The 21,958-nt window shown below is 43.0% G+C and carries 21 protein-coding genes and 1 tRNA gene; 17 read left to right on the top strand and 5 right to left on the bottom strand.

Translation table 11 applies throughout. The features are described from left to right. Positions 1-9: 9 nt before the first annotated feature. From mutM to ACPW7N_RS02185, 5 genes are all read left to right on the top strand, one after another. Positions 10-837 (top strand): DNA-formamidopyrimidine glycosylase, encoded by an 828-nt coding sequence (mutM, locus tag ACPW7N_RS02205; protein WP_425649368.1) that lies wholly within the window; start codon positions 10-12, stop codon positions 835-837. Between the two features lie 12 nt (positions 838-849). Continuing rightward, the gene (coaE, locus tag ACPW7N_RS02200; RefSeq protein ID WP_425649367.1) at positions 850-1,452 is read left to right on the top strand and encodes a dephospho-CoA kinase; all 603 of its coding nucleotides are present in this window, start codon (positions 850-852) and stop codon (positions 1,450-1,452) included. Beyond that, positions 1,449-2,030, top strand: coding sequence for a lytic transglycosylase domain-containing protein (locus tag ACPW7N_RS02195; RefSeq protein WP_425649366.1), 582 nt, complete (start codon positions 1,449-1,451; stop codon positions 2,028-2,030). Before coaE ends, ACPW7N_RS02195 begins: the two co-directional genes overlap by 4 nt. Positions 2,031-2,252: 222 nt before the next feature. After that, positions 2,253-3,296 (top strand): glyceraldehyde-3-phosphate dehydrogenase, encoded by a 1,044-nt coding sequence (locus tag ACPW7N_RS02190; protein WP_425649365.1) that lies wholly within the window; start codon positions 2,253-2,255, stop codon positions 3,294-3,296. Between the two features lie 168 nt (positions 3,297-3,464). Further along, the gene (locus ACPW7N_RS02185; RefSeq protein WP_425649484.1) at positions 3,465-5,717 is read left to right on the top strand and encodes an S-layer homology domain-containing protein; all 2,253 of its coding nucleotides are present in this window, start codon (positions 3,465-3,467) and stop codon (positions 5,715-5,717) included. 49 nt (positions 5,718-5,766) lie between these two features. On the opposite strand, the gene ACPW7N_RS02180 is transcribed toward ACPW7N_RS02185, so the two are convergent. Then, positions 5,767-6,888 carry an HD-GYP domain-containing protein gene (locus ACPW7N_RS02180; RefSeq protein WP_425649364.1) on the bottom strand — a complete coding sequence of 374 codons (1,122 nt, stop codon included), beginning with the start codon at positions 6,886-6,888 and terminating at the stop codon, positions 5,767-5,769. A gap of 143 nt (positions 6,889-7,031) precedes the next feature. Here ACPW7N_RS02180 and nrdR point away from each other — a divergent pair, with 143 nt between their 5' ends. The 5 genes from nrdR to ACPW7N_RS02155 all read left to right on the top strand — a co-directional run bounded on the left by nrdR (position 7,032) and on the right by ACPW7N_RS02155 (position 12,490). After that, positions 7,032-7,538: a transcriptional regulator NrdR gene (gene nrdR, locus ACPW7N_RS02175; RefSeq protein ID WP_425649363.1), complete on the top strand. Its 507-nt coding sequence runs from the start codon at positions 7,032-7,034 to the stop codon at positions 7,536-7,538. Further along, positions 7,535-9,214, top strand: a complete 1,680-nt coding sequence (locus ACPW7N_RS02170) for an ABC transporter substrate-binding protein (RefSeq protein WP_425649362.1) — start codon at positions 7,535-7,537, stop codon at positions 9,212-9,214. Before nrdR ends, ACPW7N_RS02170 begins: the two co-directional genes overlap by 4 nt. Positions 9,215-9,311: 97 nt before the next feature. Then, a complete protein-coding gene (locus ACPW7N_RS02165) occupies positions 9,312-10,811 on the top strand; it encodes a DnaD domain protein (protein ID WP_425649361.1) in 1,500 nt (499 codons plus the stop codon). Then, positions 10,812-11,750, top strand: a complete 939-nt coding sequence (gene dnaI, locus ACPW7N_RS02160; protein WP_425649360.1) for a primosomal protein DnaI — start codon at positions 10,812-10,814, stop codon at positions 11,748-11,750. A gap of 182 nt (positions 11,751-11,932) precedes the next feature. Next, a complete protein-coding gene (locus tag ACPW7N_RS02155; protein WP_425649359.1) occupies positions 11,933-12,490 on the top strand; it encodes a hemerythrin domain-containing protein in 558 nt (185 codons plus the stop codon). Between the two features lie 34 nt (positions 12,491-12,524). Here the strand turns inward: ACPW7N_RS02155 and ACPW7N_RS02150 are convergent, their stop codons facing one another. Both ACPW7N_RS02150 and ACPW7N_RS02145 read right to left on the bottom strand, forming a co-directional pair. Further along, on the bottom strand, positions 12,525-13,118 hold the full coding sequence (locus ACPW7N_RS02150) for a YdcF family protein (RefSeq protein ID WP_425649358.1): 594 nt from the start codon (positions 13,116-13,118) through the stop codon (positions 12,525-12,527). A gap of 4 nt (positions 13,119-13,122) precedes the next feature. Continuing rightward, on the bottom strand, positions 13,123-13,452 hold the full coding sequence (locus ACPW7N_RS02145) for a winged helix-turn-helix transcriptional regulator (RefSeq protein ID WP_425649357.1): 330 nt from the start codon (positions 13,450-13,452) through the stop codon (positions 13,123-13,125). A 134-nt stretch (positions 13,453-13,586) separates the two neighbouring features. Between ACPW7N_RS02145 and ACPW7N_RS02140 the strand changes: the two genes are divergently transcribed. From ACPW7N_RS02140 to ACPW7N_RS02130, 3 genes are all read left to right on the top strand, one after another. Beyond that, positions 13,587-14,009: a DoxX family protein gene (locus ACPW7N_RS02140; RefSeq protein ID WP_425649356.1), complete on the top strand. Its 423-nt coding sequence runs from the start codon at positions 13,587-13,589 to the stop codon at positions 14,007-14,009. Positions 14,010-14,044: 35 nt separating this feature from the next. Continuing rightward, positions 14,045-14,818 (top strand): DODA-type extradiol aromatic ring-opening family dioxygenase, encoded by a 774-nt coding sequence (locus ACPW7N_RS02135; RefSeq protein WP_425649355.1) that lies wholly within the window; start codon positions 14,045-14,047, stop codon positions 14,816-14,818. Between the two features lie 89 nt (positions 14,819-14,907). Further along, positions 14,908-14,983, top strand: a tRNA-Ala gene (locus tag ACPW7N_RS02130). Between the two features lie 607 nt (positions 14,984-15,590). Here ACPW7N_RS02130 and ACPW7N_RS02125 read toward each other — a convergent pair. Beyond that, positions 15,591-17,231 carry a hypothetical protein gene (locus tag ACPW7N_RS02125; RefSeq protein ID WP_425649354.1) on the bottom strand — a complete coding sequence of 547 codons (1,641 nt, stop codon included), beginning with the start codon at positions 17,229-17,231 and terminating at the stop codon, positions 15,591-15,593. Positions 17,232-17,381: 150 nt separating this feature from the next. Beyond that, positions 17,382-17,978: a 3'-5' exonuclease gene (locus tag ACPW7N_RS02120; protein ID WP_425649353.1), complete on the bottom strand. Its 597-nt coding sequence runs from the start codon at positions 17,976-17,978 to the stop codon at positions 17,382-17,384. Positions 17,979-18,234: 256 nt separating this feature from the next. On the opposite strand from ACPW7N_RS02120, the gene ACPW7N_RS02115 reads away from it, so the two are divergent. The 4 genes from ACPW7N_RS02115 to ACPW7N_RS02100 all read left to right on the top strand — a co-directional run bounded on the left by ACPW7N_RS02115 (position 18,235) and on the right by ACPW7N_RS02100 (position 21,565). Then, positions 18,235-18,579, top strand: a complete 345-nt coding sequence (locus ACPW7N_RS02115) for a hypothetical protein (RefSeq protein WP_425649352.1) — start codon at positions 18,235-18,237, stop codon at positions 18,577-18,579. Positions 18,580-19,643: 1,064 nt separating this feature from the next. Beyond that, positions 19,644-20,675 (top strand): Cfr family 23S rRNA (adenine(2503)-C(8))-methyltransferase, encoded by a 1,032-nt coding sequence (locus ACPW7N_RS02110; RefSeq protein WP_425649351.1) that lies wholly within the window; start codon positions 19,644-19,646, stop codon positions 20,673-20,675. A gap of 3 nt (positions 20,676-20,678) precedes the next feature. Continuing rightward, the gene (locus tag ACPW7N_RS02105) at positions 20,679-20,939 is read left to right on the top strand and encodes a hypothetical protein (RefSeq protein ID WP_425649350.1); all 261 of its coding nucleotides are present in this window, start codon (positions 20,679-20,681) and stop codon (positions 20,937-20,939) included. 68 nt (positions 20,940-21,007) lie between these two features. After that, positions 21,008-21,565 carry a DUF1697 domain-containing protein gene (locus ACPW7N_RS02100; RefSeq protein WP_425649349.1) on the top strand — a complete coding sequence of 186 codons (558 nt, stop codon included), beginning with the start codon at positions 21,008-21,010 and terminating at the stop codon, positions 21,563-21,565. Positions 21,566-21,958: the final 393 nt, after the last annotated feature.

Genomic DNA, 21,958 nt, shown 5'->3' with positions numbered 1-21,958 from the left:
AGGATCAGCATGCCTGAATTGCCAGAGGTTGAGACGGTCGTCAGGACGTTGGGAAAACTGGTTATCGGCAAGACGATTGCTCGGGTGAGTGTGTTCTTGCCACGGATTATCAGACGCCCGGACGACATCGAAGTATTCAAACAACAGCTTGTCGGACAAACCATCCACAAAATCGAGCGGCGGGCAAAATTCATCAAGTTCATTCTCGATTACGATGTGCTGGTTTCTCATTTGCGCATGGAAGGCCGATACGGGGTGTTCGAAGCGGATGATGAGGTAGAAAAGCATACCCATGTGATCTTTCATTTTACAGATGGCACTGATTTGCGCTACAAGGATGTGCGTCAATTTGGTACCATGGACATTTTGCCGCTCGGAGAAGAATCACAGCATGAGCCGTTGAAAAAGTTGGGCCCTGAGCCACTCGATGAGACGTTTACGGTAGCCCTTTTCAAGAAGATGCTGCAGGGCAAAACAACCAAAATCAAGCCGCTTTTGCTTAATCAGGAATTTTTGGTTGGTTTGGGGAATATTTATGTGGACGAGGCCTTGTTTCGCAGTCGAATCCATCCGGAGAAAATTGCTGGCGAGCTAACGTCAAGGCAGATTACCCGCCTTCATGAAAGCATCGTCTCCACACTGCAGGAAGCGATTGAACAAGGGGGAAGCTCGGTTAAATCGTACGTAAACGGTCAAGGCGAAATGGGGATGTTCCAGCAGTCGCTGAATGTCTATGGACGGAAGGGCGAAGCGTGTCCGGTTTGTCATACGGAGATCGTACGCTTCGTCGTCGGTGGACGTGGAACGCATATATGTCCCAAATGCCAAAAAGAGTAATGGGGTGAGAATGTGATTATCGGATTAACGGGTGGTATAGCCAGTGGAAAAAGCACGGTTTCGGCGCTGCTCAAGGAACGCAGGATCCCGGTTGTTGACGCTGACGTGATTGCCCGTGAAGTAGTCGAGCCGGGGAAGAGTGCCTACCAGCAAATTGTCGATGCTTTCGGGAGTAGCATTCTGTTGCCCACTGGAGAGATTGATCGGAAGGCACTGGGGGAGATCGTTTTTTCGGACGAGCGGCAAAGACAGGTTCTCAACGGAATTGTCCATCCACAAGTGCGCAAGGAAATGACCAGACAGGCGAAGGAAGCTTCACAGAGTGGACATGAGCTCGTCGTGATGGATATTCCTCTCCTGTTTGAAAGCAAGCTGCAATACATGGTGGACAAAATTGTTCTCGTTTATGTCCCAAGTGATTTGCAACTGATCCGTTTAATGGAAAGAGACAAGATTGACGAAGAACAAGCACAAAAGCGCATCAAATCTCAGTTTCCGATAGAGACAAAAAAGAACGAGGCTGACTTCATCATTGACAACTCTGGTACTCGTGAAGAGACAAAAGTGCAGGTTGATCAATTGCTGGTTACCTTGCGAGCGGAGTTGAAGCAATGAAGTGGAAGCCCACAGCAATTCTCTTAACCATTTTGATGGGTGTGTTTTTGCTGATTAATTCTCCATTTGTTTGGAAGTTGATGTATCCCATCAAGTTTGAGGCTGAAATACAGGAAGCTGCAAAGCGGTTTTCTGTCGACCCTTTACTCGTACTGGCGATCATCCGAACAGAGAGTAACTTTGACCATAGCCAGTCCTCCAAAAAAGGTGCCATTGGATTGATGCAGGTCATGCCTCAGACGGCAAGCTGGGTTATCTCTCAAGCCGGGTTTGAATCTTCGTCGGAAGAGTATTTGGACGAGCCAAAGGTAAACATTGATATCGGCACATGGTACCTGGCGCATTTGTTAAAGCAGTACAACGGAAATGTCGTGCTCTCGCTCGCTGCCTATAACGCTGGGCCTGGGAATGTGAACACTTGGGTGAAGGACCAACGCTGGGACGGGACAAAAGAGTCCATTGACGACATCCCTTATGGTGAGACCCGGCATTATGTGCAGCGAGTTCTTTATTACCATGAACGCTACAACAAGGTTTATGGGACAAATTTTGCAGAAAGTGACAAACAGTCACAATAAAACGACCTATACAGTAAGCTTTCGGAAAAAAGAAGTTTACTGCTTATAGGTCTTTTTTTTGTGTAAAAAACGTTGTGTGACAAGGGGTGGCAGCTATTTTGTCTATTCTGTGAAAAAGTCCAAATATTTATTTTTTAGTAAAACACATTGAAAAATGTGACATACTTATTATAATAGAGTTAAGTGATAAAGGGTAACTTATTTGCTGAGAGGGGCGTCAATATGACAATCAAAATCGGAATTAATGGATTCGGACGAATTGGGCGTATGGTATTCCGACGGGCTATCCAAGACCCCAATATGGAAGTAGTAGCCATCAACGCGAGTTATCCTCCGGAGACATTGGCACATCTGTTAAAGCACGATACCATACATGGACGGATTAACAATAAAATTGAAGTAGTAGGCAACAAAATTTTGGTAGATGGCAAACCAACTGTCGTGCTGTCTGATCGTGACCCATTGAAATTGCCATGGGGAGAACTTGGCGTAGAAATCGTAGTAGAAGCAACAGGTAAGTTCAAGGATCATGAAGGCGCTTCCAAACACTTGCAAAGCGGTGCGAAAAAAGTTGTAATCACTGCTCCAGGTAAAGACGAAGATGCAACGATCGTAATGGGCGTAAACGAAGGTATTTACGATCATGCGAAACACCATATCGTATCAAATGCATCTTGCACAACCAACTGCTTGGCACCAGTGGCAAAAGTTTTGCACGAAGCATTCAACATTGAGCAGGGCTTGATGACAACCATTCACTCTTACACCAACGACCAGAAAAATCTGGACAACCCACATAAAGACTTGCGCCGTTCCCGTGCATGTGGTCAATCGATCATCCCTACCACTACAGGAGCAGCACGCGCGGTAGGTAAAGTACTTCCTGAGTTGAACGGACGTCTGAATGGTTTCTCCCTTCGAGTGCCTACGCCAAACGTATCAGTAGTTGACCTGGTAGTAAACGTAAGCAAGAGCGTTACCTTGGAAGAGGTAAACCGAGTGTTGAAAGAAGCGGCTGAAGGTTCTATGAAAGGGTACATTGAGTACACCGAAGAACCGCTTGTATCCAGCGACTTCAATGGAAATGACAGCTCATCCATTATTGACGGATTATCCACACTTGTAATGGGTGACAAGCAGATTAAAGTTCTTGCTTGGTATGACAATGAGTGGGGCTATTCCTGCCGGGTAGTTGACCTCGTTCGTCACGTATCTGAAATGCAAAACAGCACGAAGGAAGTAGCGGCTGCCGCTTCTCGTGCCTAATATAAGCACGATATAAGTTTCTTGTTCATGAGCCTTCTGATCAGTTGATCAGGAGGCTTTTTGTCTTTCATTGGAAGATTTAGTACAATAGGAATTGTGTACCAAAATATGGGTTGTGCAAGATTTCAATTTGTCTTGCGAGCAAGGGAGAGGTGTAATTTGGCTAAGATGAAAAAGAGACAAGCCAAGGGAATCAGTTTAGCACTGGTTTTTGCTTTGAGTGGGGGACTTGTTCCCGTATCATTGGATCAGACTCCAATCGCCTACGCAGCAACTGCTGCTAAACAATCCGATTTGACTCGTGAAGAGGCGTTGAAGAAAGTGGCTGAGCTGATCAAGATTCCAGTCGGAGCAACTCTGGAAAACTTGAGATATGAGGAGGCACATCCACGCTGGGGCAACAATTTTGCTACATGGAATTTCGGCTGGCGCGGTAAAGATGAGCAATCGATCAGTGTGACATTGGAGGCAAAAACAGGAACACTGATTAATTACCACATTTGGTATCGCAATGACAATGCAGAAAAGGGCGGAACAAAGTTATCGGAAAAAGAGACACACAAGATTGCCCTTGATTTCCTCGAAAAAGTAGCTCCTGATGTTGCAGGAAAATTGTCAGAACCAAATGAATTCACTGGATCAGATTCCTATTGGTTAAATGGCTTGGAACAACAGAATGTACATTTTACTCGTATCGAAAACAAGATTCCATTCCTAGAGAATAGCATCGATGTTGTCATCAATTCCAAGAAGGAAGTAGTCGGTTTCCAACGCAGATGGACGGATGAGAAACTGCCAGAAGCTACAGCAAAAGTCACCAAAGAGCAGGGAGAAAAGCTTCTGGATGAGATGGTGAAGCCTTCACTGAGCTTTATTCGCATCAACGATTACATTGGCCGATATGGTCAAAATCCCAACAAGTATTCGCTGGTCTATCAATACGGAGCAAGTGATCCGATTATGGTCGATGCCAATTCGGGAAGTGCCTTGACCCCGAGTGGCGTAGAGTTCAAAACGGCGAAACAAATTACCCCACTGGGCGATACGAGTCGACCAGTCAAGCCAAAAGGAGCTAAAATTTCCAAACAGGAAGCACAAAAAATTGCAGAAGAGTGGATCAAGAAAATACCGGGTAAATACCAGTCAGCAGGAAGCAATGGTGGTGGAGCGTCCAGTGATGAGAGCGGAGTGACGATCCGTGACTGGTCATTCCAATTTATACCTGAGAATTCAACTGAAAAAAGAGACCGTGGCATCGAATTAAGAATTAACGAGTATGGAGAGTTCGTAGGTTTTACAAATGAAGCAAAGAATGATGTGATTTTTGGGGAAAGCTCTTCCCATATTGAAAATCCAATCTCCTGGAAAGTTGCTGAACAAAATGCGACTGCTCTTATCAAAAACCTTTATTCCGACCGCTTGGGAGACATCTATGCGATGGATCAGGAACCATCTGCTGAAATGCAAAAACAGATGTTTAAAGATGGGGAGAGAGCATATTCCATTCGCTTTGGGTGGCTGCATAAAGGAATTCCGGTAGAGGATCAGAGTATGTCTGTAGAAATTGATCCTCGTGACGGAGAACCGGTTCAATTGCACACGGGACGGGAAGGAGCTCAAGCACCTGAGGGAAATACTAACCCGTCAATCGATGCCAAGCAAGCAGTCGAAGTAGAGGGCAAAGAGAAAAAGGTGATGCTTACGTACTTCCAGGCTGGCTTCAATTATCGATACGGAGGTCCAGTAGAAAGTACAGCGCCAATTCTGGTCTATCGTTATGTTGGAGATACAGGGGTAGTAGATGCGAATACGGGCAAATGGATCAACTTCAATGAGCTGCAAAAACTGCAAAAGTCCCCGGAAGATTTGGCCAGTCACCCGCAGTCTGACGCTCTCTCTTTTGCAATCGAGCATAGCATTTTGCAAGTAACAGACGGAAAGGTTGAGCCTGATCGAGTGGTGACCAGAGGTGAATTTGTTTCAGCACTGGTTAAAATGACCAACCGAATTGAATTCCACCACCGTTACCGAAATGATTGGGATGAAGAAACAGCAGAGATTCAGTTTGCGGATGTACCTCTGAAGCATCCGTACTATGGGTTTATCCAGCAAGCTGTACAAATGGGGTTAATTGAGAATAGCAAAGGGCAATTCCAGCCTGACCAACCGATGACTCGATTGCAAGCAGCCGAGCTGATTGTCAATTTTGTCGGGTATAAGCCTTTATTGGAAAACAAAGAGATTTTTGCCAATCATTTTGCAGACGTGGATGCCAAAAGTGCCCCTGCCGCAGTGATTGCAAGCTCATTAGGTCTCATTCAACCGAAGTCGGCCAAAGAATTCCAGCCTTCCGAGCCGCTTACGAGAGCGGAGTTGGCCCAACTGTATAGTCAATTAATCAAAAAATTCGGTAGTGAATAGTAAAAACCCCCTCCTTCCGCAAATGCCGGAAGTGAGGGGGTTTCGGGTATTATTGACTTGCCGCTTGTTTTACAGAGAAAAGCTCTTCATCTTCGAATCCAATGATGTGCATTCGCAATTCTTCTTTCAGATCAATCTCATAGGGTAAGCGAATATCATTTCCACGGCCGTCTTTTAGAATACGTACTGTCGGACGATGACAGTAGTCAGGATCGATTTTACAGATGACGCCTGTTTCTCCTGTGTTCAGCACGACTCCGCTACCAAGCGGGAAGATGGCAATGTGGCGGCGGAACGCATCAATTAGGTGATGGGAGAAGAGATGGCCTCCTGAACCGAGCAGATACTCCAAGGCATCCTGTGGCATAAACCGTCTGCGCCACGGTCTTGGGGTAGTCAGCGAGTCGTATACATCACAGATTCCTACGATTTGAGCGTACTCATGAATCTGGTTTTTCTTCAGCCCCTGCGGATAACCGCTGCCGTCCAGTCGCTCATGATGCTGAAGGGCTACATGGGCAGACAGAAGAGAGAGGTCGTGCTGTTTACGAAGGATGTTGAACCCATTCATCGAATGCTGTTTACTGATTTCAATTTCTTCTTGCGTCCAGCGAGTATTTTTGTCCAGCAGTTCTTTTGGAAGATCAATTTTGCCGATATCATGAAGGAGTGCACCGATACCGAGCTCAGTCAGTTGCTGTCTGTTGTAGCCAAGCGACATGCCGATCGCTGTAGACAAGACTGCAACGTTGACCGAGTGATGATACATACCACCAGAGTGCTGTGAGATACTCGAGAGATGAGAAAGAATTTCCTCATTACCCATAATATCGCCTAAGATGGCATGGAAGACTTGCTGAAAGTGCATTCCCATATCTTTGACGGAGACACGACGGGCAATTTTGTTAGTATTGGTGATCTGTTTCACCGTTTTTTGAATTGTTTCTATGGCAGCTTGACGGGTTTGTGGTTTAATGACATCGCGAACAATAATATCAGAAGTACGATCGTCTTCAATAAAGATCGAATCAACTCTACTTTTCAAAAGACCCTGGATCAGTCTATCATTTAAAACCATACCTGCGCCAAGCAGTACCTTGCCATCAGGGGTATAGAGCGTTTTAGCCAATTTCATTCCAGTTCGGACTTGTCCGATTGTAAGTAAGCGCATTACAAGCCCTCCTCGCTTTGGTGGTACTCTTATTGTAGAAGTTTCCAGAAATAAAGAGAATAGGTAGAAGGATTTGACTTGACTAGGAATATAAGATGAGGGAGACTGAAACAAAGTATTGACTTTACTGGAGCTGATGGTATATGTTGTGTCCGTTTTGTGAATATAATGGGACTAGAGTCCTGGATTCGAGACCGTTTAACAACAATCGGTCGATTCGCCGCAGAAGAGAATGTGAGGAATGCGGGCGGAGATTTACCACTTTTGAAGTGATCGAAGAGACGCCACTCTTGATCATCAAGAAGGATGGAACCCGTGAAGAATTCAGCAGAGACAAAATTCTTCGTGGATTGATTCGTGCGTGTGAGAAGCGCCCTGTTTCACTGGAAGCTTTGGAAAATCTGGTAAATGAAATTGAAAAAGAACTGAAGGCCTTGGCAAAATCAGAAATCCCGAGCAAAGATGTGGGAGAAATGGTAATGGAGCGGTTATACTACGTAGACGAAGTGGCTTATGTGCGCTTTGCGTCAGTGTACCGTCAGTTCCGTGATATCAACGTATTCATGCGTGAACTGGAAGAGCTGCTGGGACAAGCCCGCAGCCACCCGCACAAATTCTCCAACATCAAGGGAGGGCCTGAAGAAGAATGATGAAACGAATGCTGTCTGTATGGTTATTTAGCACCTTAGTAATCCTCGGCGGATGTTACCAGCATGGACAGCAAGCGGTTGATCAAACGAACTTTGGCGTACAGAAGCATGAATTCAAGTTTTTGCAGAAAAGAGAACAGACAACACCCAGAGGATCAGGTGAATTGGTCATAGGCTCCCTTGAGCGCATGCCATCATTTGATCCATTTGGCGTTTCCAAAAAAGAGGCTTTCCTCAATCCTTACGAGTTGATTGGCTACCGGGGGCTATTGTCTTATAACGACCAACAATTGATTGTCCCGAACCTGGCATCCGGGTATCGTGTTATCAACCCGCAGAAAGGAAAACCAATCGTTGAGCTGATTCTTCCCCCTGGCTTACGCTGGTCGGATGGGAGAGAAGTGACTACGGCAGACATCGTCTTTACCTACCAGACGTATGCAAGACCCGATTACTACGGTATTTGGCGTAAACAGATGCATTTGGTTCAGGGAGTTTCTCCGTTCCGAAGCGGCAAATCTGCAACGATTTCGGGAATTACTCAGGATGCCAGCAAGCGGATGGTTCGCATCACTCTGGAGCGCAATCAGATTGGATTTATGACTGCTTTGACGGCTCCTCTGCTACCAAAGCATCAATTAGCGGGGAAGACAGTAGACCAAATACATAATCTGTCTGAGTCAGGGCGGATCATCGGAGCAGGCCCGTTTATCATAAAAGAAATGAAATCGGATGAGTGGAAATTAGCTCCCAATCCTTATTTTGCGAAAGGGACACCGAGGCTAAAAGCAATTCGCATCGTTCGGGAAGGTGCAGCGACGGCAGGCCCTGACACGCTTCAGGGAAAGATTCATTGGAGTGGCGTCTCTCCATCCTTTGCGCAATCATTGTCAGGGCAAGATGCCGCAAAAGCCTCACTCAAATCAGCACCAGGAAATGGTTATACAATCCTTGGGTTTAATTTACAAAGTAAAAAGGTGAGTGATCTGTCCATTCGTCTGGCTCTGGCACAAGCCCTTTCGACTGAGCAAATTGTTCCCGACACCTACCAACCAATCGTTGAACAGGTGAAAAGCATATTGCCGCAGGCTTCCTTTGCCTATCATGCAGGGCAATTTCCTTCCAATCAGGTGAAGGAGGCACGCAAGACACTTGCAGCCAAGGGATACACCAAGGAAAGTCCACTTACGCTTGTACTCACGTATCCGTGTGACAGTGAGTTTCGCACGCAGCTTGTAGAGAAAATGAAGATGGCATGGGCTGATTTACCCATCCAGCTTACGCTAAAGCCGTTGCCACACGATCAGTTCGTCTCCTATCTTTTTGGGGGCAGTCCCACGGATTTGTATGTATACTCCTGGCGTTATGCAGACGATCCTGGCGAACTGCAAGCATTGTTTCACAGCAAGGAGAAGGTAGGCGAATTAGGGCTAAATGCCTCCCGCTATGAGAGTGCCAGTGCTGACAAGCTGCTGGAGAGAGGTCAGCTATTTCTTGATTCCAAGGAACGCAAAGCGATTTTTACCAACTGGCAACAAAGGGTTGCGGCTGACTTGCCCATCCTTCCTCTTGTGCAAATCAACCAGTTGTACTATGTTTCATCCCATGTAAAAGGAATCGAGGAGCCGCTTGGTCACAATCCCTTTGCCAGCATCCATACCTGGTGGGTAGAATGAATTGATTTTGGATTCTTCCATTCGCTTCCCTACTTCCCCTCTCCCAAGAATGGTATAATAAGAGTTACGATACCCGTTCAGGAAGGACTTAACTAGGATGCGAGTTGTATGGAACGAGCTTACTCCCAATGATCGTTATATGGTGCGTACCATTCGACCAGTCAGTTTCGCCGAGATGGGCTTTGTCGCTCATCTCTATCTGCCGTTAATCGGGACAACCTCTTACTCTCTCTATCAATTTTTTGTGCACGACGTACAGGAAATGAGCGGGGCGGTAGCAGAGGGAACGCATCGCAGTCTGATGGGAGTTACCTCCCTTTCACTGGACCGTCTGCTTTCTGCACGGGAACGTCTGGAAGCGATGGGACTGCTGGAGGTGCGCAGACGGGAGAACCGGGACGGCGATTACTTTTACGAATACATGGTAAAACCACCATTAACACCTTATCAATTTTTTCAGGAAGACATCTGGCCCGTCATGCTGCTGAACCAGGTAGGAAAAGCGAGATATGAGCAGATTCGGCGCAGATTTGCTGATTCGCTCGTACATGAGCTGGATCGCCAGTATCCTTACGAAGAGAACATCACCAAGCGTTTTTATGAGGTGTTTCACTCCTTGTCCAAGTCAGAGATTCATGTGAGACAAGGGACGGAGACCGATCAGTTTTTTATACAGATGAACAATCAATACCCGGCTTCTCCAATGAACGGAGAGTTTGAAGCAGAGGCAAATCCTGCGCTGGATCTCTCTTTTATTCGATTAAACTTGCCCCGGCATATTGAAGCCAATCGAGTTCTGATCAAGGAAAATATTGAATTTTTCTTTGCCTTGCTGCACTTTTATCGGATCAGCACTTGGCAGCTTGGGCAGGAGCTAAACGATTGGAGCCTGTTCGATACACAAGGAAATCTGGACAAACAAGCCGTCCGAAAACGGTTCATTGAAAAGTACGTCGACGGACGAATTAGCAGAGAGGCCTTGCAGATTGCCTCACAAGATTTATCCACGGGCCAGTTGCCTGAACCAGGAAGTGCTGCTTTCGCTCGAATCTGTCGCCAGCTTTCCCCGTTGGATTTGTTGGAGAGTGCCATTGGCGGAAGGATCAACAAAGCTTATCTGGAACGGGCAGAATCTCTCGTATTCCAGGATTTCCTCTCACCAGAGGTAGTGAATGCCCTGTTGATCTACGCTTTGCGTGAGACCAAAATGGAGCTGCCAAAAGCGTACGTGGAAACAGTTCGAGACAGTTGGAAGGCAAAGCAGATTTCAACGGTGGATGATGCAGTCAAGGTGATTCTGGAGCGTTCGGAAGCACGCAAGGAAGCGATCGAAAAAGCACAAGAAAAGTCGCAAGAAAAAGCGAAAACTGGAAAAAGAGACACTGCCTCTGCTGGCCGAAAGTCCGGTCGGGGAGTCATTGAGGATAAATTACCTGCATCAGTAGAGCGCCAACTGAAGCGGGAGCAGGAAAAAGAAGCAGACAAGGCAGAAAGCACGAGTCCGCCAGGCAAAAAACGCAAAACCGTCATGGATGATCCGGAGCTTCGGGCCATGCTGGAATCATTGCGGAATTCAGAAGGGGGAGGGGATAAATAGATGGAACCAATTTCACAATTTATGGGTGAATTAGCGAAGCGAAATCCGAGGAATTTGCTTACTCCTGAAGAGCAGTTGGACAAAATGCTGCGCTCATCGGCATATTTGAAATCCTTTCAGCAATCGCATCCTACGCTTTCGAGAGAGGATTTTCTTCGCTCACTCTCCACCGTGTATGAAGCGGTGAAGGATCAGTATTGGTGCCAGAATTGTCCGGGCCTTGAAAAATGTCCGAACCTTGTGAGAGGTCATTTTGCCCGTCTGGATGTTTTGAACAACCAGATCCTTAGCGCAATTTCCCCTTGTCCAAAGCAAATGGCACATGAAGAAGAAGTGAAGACACGTCGCTTAATGCGCAGCTATTATGTATCAGAAGAGACGTTCTCTGCTACTTTTGAGACATTGGATATCGATGATGTGAACCGGCAGGCTGTTGCGGCTGCTATGCGGTTTTGCCGAGAGTACGAGAAAGATACAAAGATGAAGGGGCTCTATCTGCATGGCCCGTTTGGAGTAGGCAAAAGTTATTTGATGGGAGCGGTAGCCCGGGAGCTTTCTCGCCGAGGGATCGCCTCGCTAATGGTGTATGTGCCTGACTTTATCCGGGAAGTTAAAGAGTCTTTGGCGGATCATTCCTATACGTCCAAGCTGGAGCTGTTAAAGGAGATTCCTGTCTTGATTCTGGATGATCTGGGAGCAGAGAATCTGACGCCGTGGATTCGGGATGAAGTGCTCGGTGTCATTTTGCATCACCGGGTAAACAAAAATCTGTCAACTCTGTACACATCGAACTACTCTTTTGATGAGCTGGAGGATCACCTGTCGATCAGCAACGGAAACCGGATCGAGAATACCAAAGGACGCCGGATCATGGAGCGGATACGCCACTTTGTCGATGTGTACCTGATCGAAGGAGATAACCGGAGAAAACAGGAGTAAACACTTGCTTGTAGATAAAACCAGCTATTTGGTGGAGAAAAAATGACAATACGGCCAAAGGCAACTGGTAAACATACCCACGTGTGATAAAAAACACAAACGTTGTGTCGTTCTGGCAGTACAATAAATGAGAATTGTGTTCGATATTACTCAACTTTTACCAATAGGAGAGAATTGTAACGATGGAAAAACCTGTTTACCAACCGAAACTGGATCTATCCGACTGGCAAAAATCAAATAAATATGAAGTAGAACAAATCAAAAAAATTGTTTCTCCTGAGCTGCACTCCTTTATCGATGAGCATGCAGAAGCGGCAGGTCTGATGGACAAGGTTCGTGAGGGATACAACGAAGAGATCTACAAGTTGGCTCTCGAAGTGATCGGCACCGAGCTGGATCACCACTTCCTGTATGAGGAAGAATACATTTTGCCAAGACTGGCGAATCACATTGCAGAAGGTGAAGCAGGTCCTGCAGCCAAGCTGTACAGTGAGCATAATATGATTCGCAAGCATCACCAAGAGGCGACCCAAATGTTTGCCGATCATGACCCAGCTAATCCATCCAAAGAACTGGTTCAAAAAGTGAACCTGCTTGCTTATTTGCTCAAAAAGCACATCGAAAAGGAAGACCATTACCTTTTCCCGATGTTCAGTGCGATTCTCACAGATGAAGAGTTGGCTGCCGTTGCTAAAGATGTAGCCGAAGAAGATGCTCGTCGTGCAGCATTAAACGTATAAAACAAAATGAAAAACCCCCACAGTGGCTGAAATGTTACCACTTGGGGGTTTCCGTTTTTTCCAGGAGCCAGACGGTATAGGCTAGTACCTCTCTGGCATAAAAATAAGGAATGAACAGGACATGAGTCTCTACGGCAATCGGAAATGCGTCAATTCCAACAGTTCTGGCAATCTCAACCGAGCGGGCCAAGTGAAATCCGTGGCTCACGACTAACGCTGTGTTCATCTGATGTTTCGTCATGATGCGCTGGCTGAATGTCAGGTTCTGAACCGTATCACGAGATTCGTTTTCTTTCAGTATCGCTGATTCAGGAACTCCATGTTCAACCAGATAACGCTGCATAGCGGTCGCCTCGTCGATTTGTTTGCCATCGCCAAGACCACCGCTGACTATTATCATCGGAACATATTTTTCCTCATAAAGCGAAATTGCTTTGTCGAGCCGTTCCCTCAGACTTGGGCTCGGCTTATCTCCCCATACAGCAGCTCCTAAAACGATGGCTACATCAGCTTGACGAGGTGCTGCATGGGTAGATACATACCAAATGTACTGGACACAGTATACACTCCACAAAACCCCTGCAGACAGAAGTGCAATCAGTGCCCTTCTCAGTAAAGGGACATTCATTTGCTTACTCCTTACATGCCCCGACCCAGGACTCAGCCCATTTTTGCACCTCTAGCATGACAGCTTCCAAAGCTCTTCCTTTATCGGTCAATTCATATTCAATGCGAACCGGCGTTTCCGGATATACATGGCGTACGATAATACCTGCAGATTCCAGTTCCTTGAATCGCTCAGTCAACATGCGGTCACTCATACCAGGGATCATGGTGGAAATGTCTTTGAAGCGTTTTGGTCCCTCAAGCAACACGTGAATAATCAGACCAGTCCAGCGCTTACCCAGAAGCTCAAATGCCGTTTCAAATTTAGGACACAAGTGGTGATTGTGATTTGTCATTTTTCATCATCTCCATAATTACATAATACCATAGCTACTTGACAAAAGTAAGTGATGGATTTAAGATAGTTAACAAGTAATGCAACTTACGATAAATTAGTTAATTACAAAAAGTGTCGAAAGAGAGGTTTATTATGTCAAATAAAGTTGAGTTCGGTAGTTTGTTTCTTCGTTTTGTTGTTGGGGTGACCTTTTTCCTGCACGGTTTGGCCAAATTCCAGTCAGGATTGGATAATATCGCTGGGTGGTTCCAAAGCATAGGGCTCCCAGGCTTCATGGCCTATGGTATTGCTGGTATAGAATTGATTGGCGGCTTCTTACTTATCATCGGTTTGGGTACTCGCTATTTATCATGGGTATTTGTCCTTATTATGGCAGGAGCGATTGTAAAAGTGAAGCTCGCCAACGGATTTTTGGGCAATGGACAGATGCCAGGCTATGAACTGGATGTCATTTTACTTGCAACCAGTGCGTATCTGGGACTAAACGGCAGCCGTCTCTTGGCAGTAGATGGTTTGTTTCAAAAATCAGCGAGTGAAGTAAAAATAGGGAAATAATTAGTATTAGACCACAAAACAGAGGAGAATGAAATATGTTGCCATCCTTATTTGTTGCTCATGGTGCACCGACCCTGGCAATCGAAAAGCATGCGTACGTCGATTTTCTAAAAACACTGGCAACCAGTTTGCCACGACCAAAAGCAATCGTCATCTTCTCTGCCCACTGGGAAAGTGATGTTCAGCTCGTCAGTGATGTGGCGGAGTATGGGACGATTTACGATTTCTATGGCTTTCCAGATGAGCTGTACCGCATGACGTATCCGGCCAAAGGAGATGCCTCCCTTGCACGAGAAATCGTAGGACTGTTCCAGGCGCAGGGCATAAAGGCAGAGTTGGATACGAAGCGGGGACTTGATCACGGCGCGTGGGTGCCACTAGAACTGTTGTATCCAGAGGTAGATATTCCTGTCGTTGCCTTGTCTGTGAGTCCAACGTTATCTGCAAAAGAGCAGTATCAGATTGGAAAGGCACTGGCTCCGTTACGGGAAAAGGATGTGCTCGTGATTGGAAGCGGTGGTACTGTACACAATTTGCGCCGATTGAACTGGGGAAGCAGCAGTGTGGAAGATTGGGCGAAGCAGTTTGATGAGTGGTTGGCGGATGGGTTTGCGAAATGGGATACGGAAGAACTGTTTGAATATGAGACAAAGGCGCCTTATGCGAGAGAGGCAGTGCCTACTCCTGAGCATTTTATTCCGATCCTGCTTGCGATGGGAGCGGCTGATGATCAACGTGTGGCTAAGCGTCTGCATCAGAGCTACCAGCTTGGATCGCTGAGTCTTGCTAGTTGGCAGTTTGGGGAGTAAGGAAAGACAAAACCGGCTTGTTTAGTAGTGATGAATGATTGAAATTTGGTGGCAAATGTGTTAGTATTCTGTTTGTCACCAAAAAATACGGGCCCTTAGCTCAGCTGGGAGAGCGCTTGACTGGCAGTCAAGAGGTCGTCGGTTCGATCCCGATAGGGTCCACCATAAGAACAACTATGGAAACGGCAGAGATGCCGTTTTTTTTGTATAAAGGTAGCACCAGGGTGCCAATTTTCTTGGGTTTTCAATAGCATTGAAGATAATCTCGAAGTGCCGACTATTTGTAGTCTGCATAAAGAATGTGTCTTAATAGAATTTTCACTTATAGTACAGTTTACTTGTGAATGGCAACAAAAGATTGTATGGATAAGTTATTCAAATAATTGAGGTTTTGGTAATCGAGTGGTGAAAGTGTAGGTACATCGGACAGGATAAAATTAAGTATATGGTCACATATTCCCAATAACATAAAATTTTAAGTTATATTGAAAATCAAAAGTTATGTCCGCAAATTCTTAAATATCAAGGGCTTGTGGTATTTGAAATAACCCCCAAAATATAAATCACTCAAATTTCGCTTCTGGAAGTAAATAGTTTGATCCCTCTATTCTCCACAATATTATTATAATTTTCTAGTGATTTGTCACACGGCTTCAACCTTATGATCTATCTACTATTTGCTTTTCAACTACGAGGCATCTTGGCTCTTACCTCGGATGAACTATCGCCAACTAGCAATAGTGGATTTCTAAAATGTATTATTCTTAGAGAACTAATAACGTATGAAAGACATTCGTGGCAAATTCAGGAAATCAGATAACCACACCGGAATAAGTAAATAGCATAAAATACATACAAAAACAAAACCTAAAAAAAGTTTCAAGAGATTCGTTTTCAAAAACTTCTCTTTGCAATAATAAAAGTATGAAGAAAACGCCCAAAAAGACAATATTGAGAACATCACAAGAAGTATATTTGCGAACATGTTTAAGATTGTTACAAGATCGATAATCATTTTTACTATCGTAATAGATTCTAATAAGGATAATCCTTTTCGCAATAAGAATGACAATATAAATACCAAAGAAGACCAAAAGATCAATAAAATATTTCTGCTTCTCGCGATAGGATAATTTTTATATAGATCATACGAAGTCTGCTGAAATTTTAACGGAGCTTCCTTGATGAGGATTCGAGTAGCACAAAACAAAGCTTTACTAGTGGTTCGAATTTGTCTCATTTTAGAAAATACAAACTTTTTAATTTTGTTTGGTTCTACAACTTCAACTGTTGTTAAATATGATAAATAAGATTCAAAATCCTTTTGATTCCATATAAGTAACTCGTATGATGTACCTCCATAAAGTACTGCTTTTTTTAATGAAAAAACAACATTCTCAGGATCCCTGATCTGATGATAGTTTAATGCACTAAAATAAGATTTCCTGGCTGTTTCAACATTTCTATTCTCAATATATTCAATAATAACCAATGCAATGAATGACCCAAATATATACGGGAAAAGCGTCACATTAATGAATTTATCAAACAAATCTTTGAATTTTTCAATACCGTAAACCTTTAGTGCCTGAATTATTACTTCTCTTTGTTCATGAGAAAATAAATTATATACTGTTTCCGATAAATCATTTGAGAGGTATAACAACAATAGAATTAATACATTAGCAAGATAGTTGAATGAAACAAAAATGAATTTTGATCTTTTTAAATTGTATATTGGTATTATTTTCAAAGTGATCAGTTGAATTATTATTGATACAAATAAACTGATCCAAAAGAATATCGAATCAGACGCTGTATAAATTATAACAACTCCCAAATCAATAAAATTATTTATCTGATCATTAAATACTACCCTGAATTCAGTGGAATTTGAATTAGTAATAGCCCCCATTATTCCTGCCAACACCATCAATCCTAGAAGAAAGAGAAAAAAGAAAGATAGAAATCCAAACAATGTTGAGGCAATTACTACAAGACTCGATCCGAATCGAGTATGTAACAAATAAGCGATACCAATAAAGGCAAAGGCTGCAGCAAAGAAAGTAAAAATCGGTAACATACGACTATCCATGCTTTTAGTAGACAAATCATTTAGAACCCATTCACTATACTTATAAACAGTACTAATTGTAAGAAAGAGGCAGCAAAGACTAAAATTAGCTAAGTTTTTTATTAGTTTAATCCTCGCCTTTAGATCATCTTCGTATGAATTTATATAAAAAAAACTTAGATTCTTGATTTTCATAAATATAGCTTTTAAAGAACTAATTAATCTAAGTGTTCTTAATAAATAATACAAATAGAGAATAATAAAAATAGGAATTATTAATTTATTCGAGATAAATGCGGTTAACAATAGGATGATAGACAAAAAAAGGGGATGACTCATAAAAGACCTCCTAATAAGCAAGCAGTTTGTTACTTTTATTTCCCACTTCTTAAAAGCATATTGAGATCAAAAACTCATTGAATTATCAATGGTAAGCGATAATATGTTCTAAAAGGAAAAGCCTAACAACTAAATTAAGCTGTTAAGCTTCTATAAACCAATTATCTCAGCATATTCAGGGTTCCAATTTGGTTTGCCATACTTTTTAAAGTAGTATAATTTATTTACGTACTTCTCAATATCCGTCTTTTCATTTAGTTTTTGAAGTAATTCCCACGTTACACTAACATCATTAAAAGCTTGATGGGCACCATTTACAGGAATTCCGAATTTTTTGCACATTATATCTAATTTATGAGATTCATATGGAAACATATCAATACATATAGCCCTAGTATCAATAAAATTATTTTTAATTGACTTACCTCTAAGTGATTGATTTGTTACTTCGAAAAAGTTTAGATCAAATAATGCATTATGTGCCACGAGTAAACTATCACCAAGTATTGACATAATCCAAGGGAAAATTTGCTTTATTGTTGGGCAAAATTTCACGTCATTGTTTGAAATACCAGTTAATTCAGTAATATTTTCTGGTATTAGTATTTCGGGATTAATAAGGTAGCTAAGTTTGCCGATAATTTTTCCTTCTCTAATTCTTATTAAAGCAACTTCTATTATCGCATCAGAACTAGGATTTAAACCTGTAGTTTCTACATCCAATACTGTAGTATTTTTAAATATCATATAAATCCATACCTCCTAAAATAACAAGCCACTATATCAAATTATGTCTTAATATGGTGATAATTGTCAAATTTTGTGTAACAATTGTACTGGTAGAATAGTCCCTGACTTTGCACTTAGTTTTCTAAGTGGACTCCAATGGAGTAATTCTAGTTAAAAGGTATGTTTCTTGTGCCTATCCGTGACCTGTTTACAGGTGCTAATCTAATCTATCAGGGACTATACTACTAAGCTAGGAAAAGCAGGTGTATTTTTTATGACAGCATCAATTCTCTTTAATGAGAAATTTAAAAAGGAGAATATAAACCTATTTTACCATTCAAAAATTGCACACAAGGCTTCTATAGGAATAGATCGAATTAATCGTACTGTTTTTGAGGAAAATATAAATGAATATCTAAATATGGTTAATAGGAAGGTTATCTCTGGTGCTTATAAATTTATCCCTTATAAAGAAAAGTTAATTTCAAAAGGTAGAGGGAAAAATCCACGTGTAATTTCAATTCCTTCCATAAGAGATAAAATTACATTAGGTATATTAAATGAAATATTAACTACCGCTTTTTTAAATAAAATATCAAATAAATTGACCCATATCTGAAAGTGATTATTAAGTATTTTCTTGTTGTCTTAGTGTTAATTATCCCATTATTACTGGTATTCTTTTTTCTATTAAATTAGTGTATAGCCTTGTATGATTATTTCGTAAGTATATTTATTATTTGCTGTGAGGCCTTAATGACTATTGAAAATGGTGAGACCTCAATGTCTTAGATTTGCTAAAAGGGGTCTTGGATTAGAAGTTGAAAGTTTAAAACGAATATATCAATAACTCAATTGTATTTAAGATACTCCTCGACGATGCATTCATGAATATATCCAGTGTATGGGTAGTGAAACTGACAAGCACGGTAGAGCGCTTGACTGTCAGTCAAGAGGTCGTCGGTTCGATCCCGATAGGGTCCACCATATATCGTAAACAGAAACGGCTGCAAAGCCGTTTTTATTATTTGCGTGTATGAATTGTTAATGAAAATCAAATAGGCAGTTAGATTTTTTGGTCGTCATTTATAGGATGTTGCAATGTAGATGCGGGCATGTTAGTATCGTGCTAACACTTAACGATTGGAGTTGAAGAGGATAATGTAATATTTCTTGCCGCTTTTTTTAAAGAATAAAGCAGAATTTGTTTTATTCTTTATTGGCAAGAAAGTTACCTTATTCTTTTCACTCAGAAAATATATCCTTTTCATACCCTGTACTGGGTTGGATGTGCCGAATTTTTTGAGCTACAAGAAAGGTAACTTTCTTGTAGCTCTTTTTTATTTTGACAAAGGAGGTTGCCGACACATGTCATTGATCAAGGTAACGAACCTGATGTTTGCTTATGACGGATTGTGGAACTTAAATAGATAAACCATTTCTAGGAGGATGAAAGCGATGGAGATTGAGGTTGTAGATGATTATGTGAACCGGTTCTTGTTAGGTGAAGCGGTTCACAAAAAAACAAATCGGTTGCCGGAGGTTTACCAATCTATCGACAGGTGCACATAGCGATCCGTCTGCAAACGAGTATGCACTTTTTCTGTATAGTTGGTTAATGACGTGTCAAAGCGCCAACTGACGGTTGCTTTTTTGCGTTTTCTCCGGCGGTTAGGAGAAAACATGAGACTAACCTCGAAATATGAAACGATTCGGCGAATGTTGTCCGACTTCAAGCAGCCCGAGTATCGGTATGCTCAGATTATGGACGCGATTTTCAAGCAAAACATCTGCGAATACGGACGGATGACTATACTGCCTAAATTTTTGCGAGACGAGTTGACCCGAACGCTTGGTCCGAACGTCTGCAGTGTCGTTCCGGTAAAGGAACTCACGTCGAAACAGGTAAGCAAGGTGTTGTTTGCCATTGCAGGTGACGAACACGTTGAGGCCGTACGACTTACTTATGAGCGTGGGTGGAAATCCTATTGTATTTCCACGCAGTGCGGCTGCGGATTCGGGTGCAGGTTTTGCGCTACCGGTACCATCGGCCTGAAACGAAATCTGACCGCTGACGAAATTACCGACCAATTGCTGCACTTTCAGTTGAACGGCCACGCCTTGGACAGCGTCTCATTCATGGGAATGGGGGAGGCGCTCGCCAACCCGCATATTTTTGATGCAATGACGATTTTGACCGACCCGCATCTCTTTGGTTTAGGGCATCGGCGAATTACGATTTCCACCATCGGACTGTTGCCGGGGATCGACAAGCTGACACGGGAGTTTCCGCAGGTCAATCTAACCTTCTCTCTGCATTCACCGTTCGACGATCAGCGAAGCGAGCTGATGCCGATCAACGACCGATTCCCAGTCCGCGACGTACTGAAGGCATTGGATCGTCACATCTTGCATACAGGGAGAAAGGTGTATATTGCGTATATTCTTCTTCGCGGAGTTAACGACTCGACGGCGCATGCGGAAGCAGTTGCCGAGTTGTTAAGGGGAAGGGGGCCTGGAAAACATCTCTACCACGTTAATCTGATTCCATTTAATTCGACCGAAGTTACCCCAGACAGCTATCGGCAATCTGATCCTAATCGGATTAAAGCGTTTGTTCGGATTTTGAAGTCAAAGGGCATCAGCATCACGGTCCGAACTCAATTCGGATCGGACATTAACGCGGCATGCGGCCAGCTATACCGCTCCGAATAATCGATGTCGGAAATTACAATTGATTACGCCGGACGCAACGGGTCTGCGACTAGAAATCAAAACGGTTGCCCTCTTCATGGCAGCCGTTTTGATTTGCGGGTAGGCTTACAAGTAAATAAAAAGACAGTCCTACCTGAAAGTGGGGAGTTATTGTATTTCCCTTCATTAGTAATTGGGGCTATGAAACTGACCAACACGGTAGAGCGCTACACTGGCAGTGTAGAGGTCGTCGGTTCGAATATATGTTTCGTATTCAATACATAATTCTGTTAACATTGATATTCAAGGATAAATAACTTCCTTCTGAAATTATACCGAACCAGGAGGTAATGATGGTCTATACTGCTCTGCTCCGGGGGATCAATGTCGGAGGAAAAAACAAAGTGGATATGAAAATACTTAAAAAATCATTCGAGCAAGCCGGAATGAAAAGCGTCGTAACTTATATCAATTCGGGCAATATCATTTTTACAACCGCCGACCACTCCAAAAATGATATAGCGCATATTCTCGAAAAAGCTATTCTGAATACCTTCGGATTGCATATCAAGGTGTTGGTGCTTAGTTTAGAAGACATGAAGAAAGTAATGTCCTCGCTTCCCGAATCATGGACAAACGACGATAAAATGAAGAGCGATGTGCTTTTTTTATGGGAAGATATCAATGACGAATCCGTTCTCGATAAGCTGACCTTCAAGCCGGCGATCGAAACGGTGAAGTATGCTCCAGGTGCGATTTTATGGGCGATTGACAAAATAAACGTGACGAAAGGCAGCATGACAAAGTTGGTTGGTACGAAATTGTATCAGCAGATGACAGTCAGGAATGTAAATACGACACGTAAAATATATGAGCTTATGCTGGCAACAGAAAAACAATTGATAGGATAAATGCGGACATCACCATATAAGTGATAAATCCTTTTTGAGTCAATACAAAGTAAGATGAAAATCCAAAATGACAAGACACTTATGTATACTCAATGTTTAGTTATCGTGAGTTGGGCAGTGAAACCGACCACGGTGGGGGAGGGCTACACTGGCAGTGCAGAAGTCGTCGGTTCGATCCCGATAGGTCCACCATATATAAACTTACAGTGCACTCGAATTGCTGGTTGCGTTTTTTTCTGTTTGTTCTCAAGCTTTATCCTTCACAAACTGCCAAACGCTCTTTTTCTTGATAACCGAAAAGGGCAATGTTATAATTTTACAAAATTATGCAGAAGGAGGTTTGTATATATGCTTAATCCAATCGTTATCGTTGCATAGCAGAGGCTATTGCAA

The organism is Brevibacillus nigriterrae, from assembly GCF_049846925.1.
In the GTDB taxonomy this organism is placed as follows: Bacteria; Bacillota; Bacilli; order Brevibacillales; family Brevibacillaceae; genus Brevibacillus_H.
The sequence above is the reverse complement of the archived record's forward strand: the minus strand, read 5'-3'. Positions and strand labels throughout refer to the sequence as shown.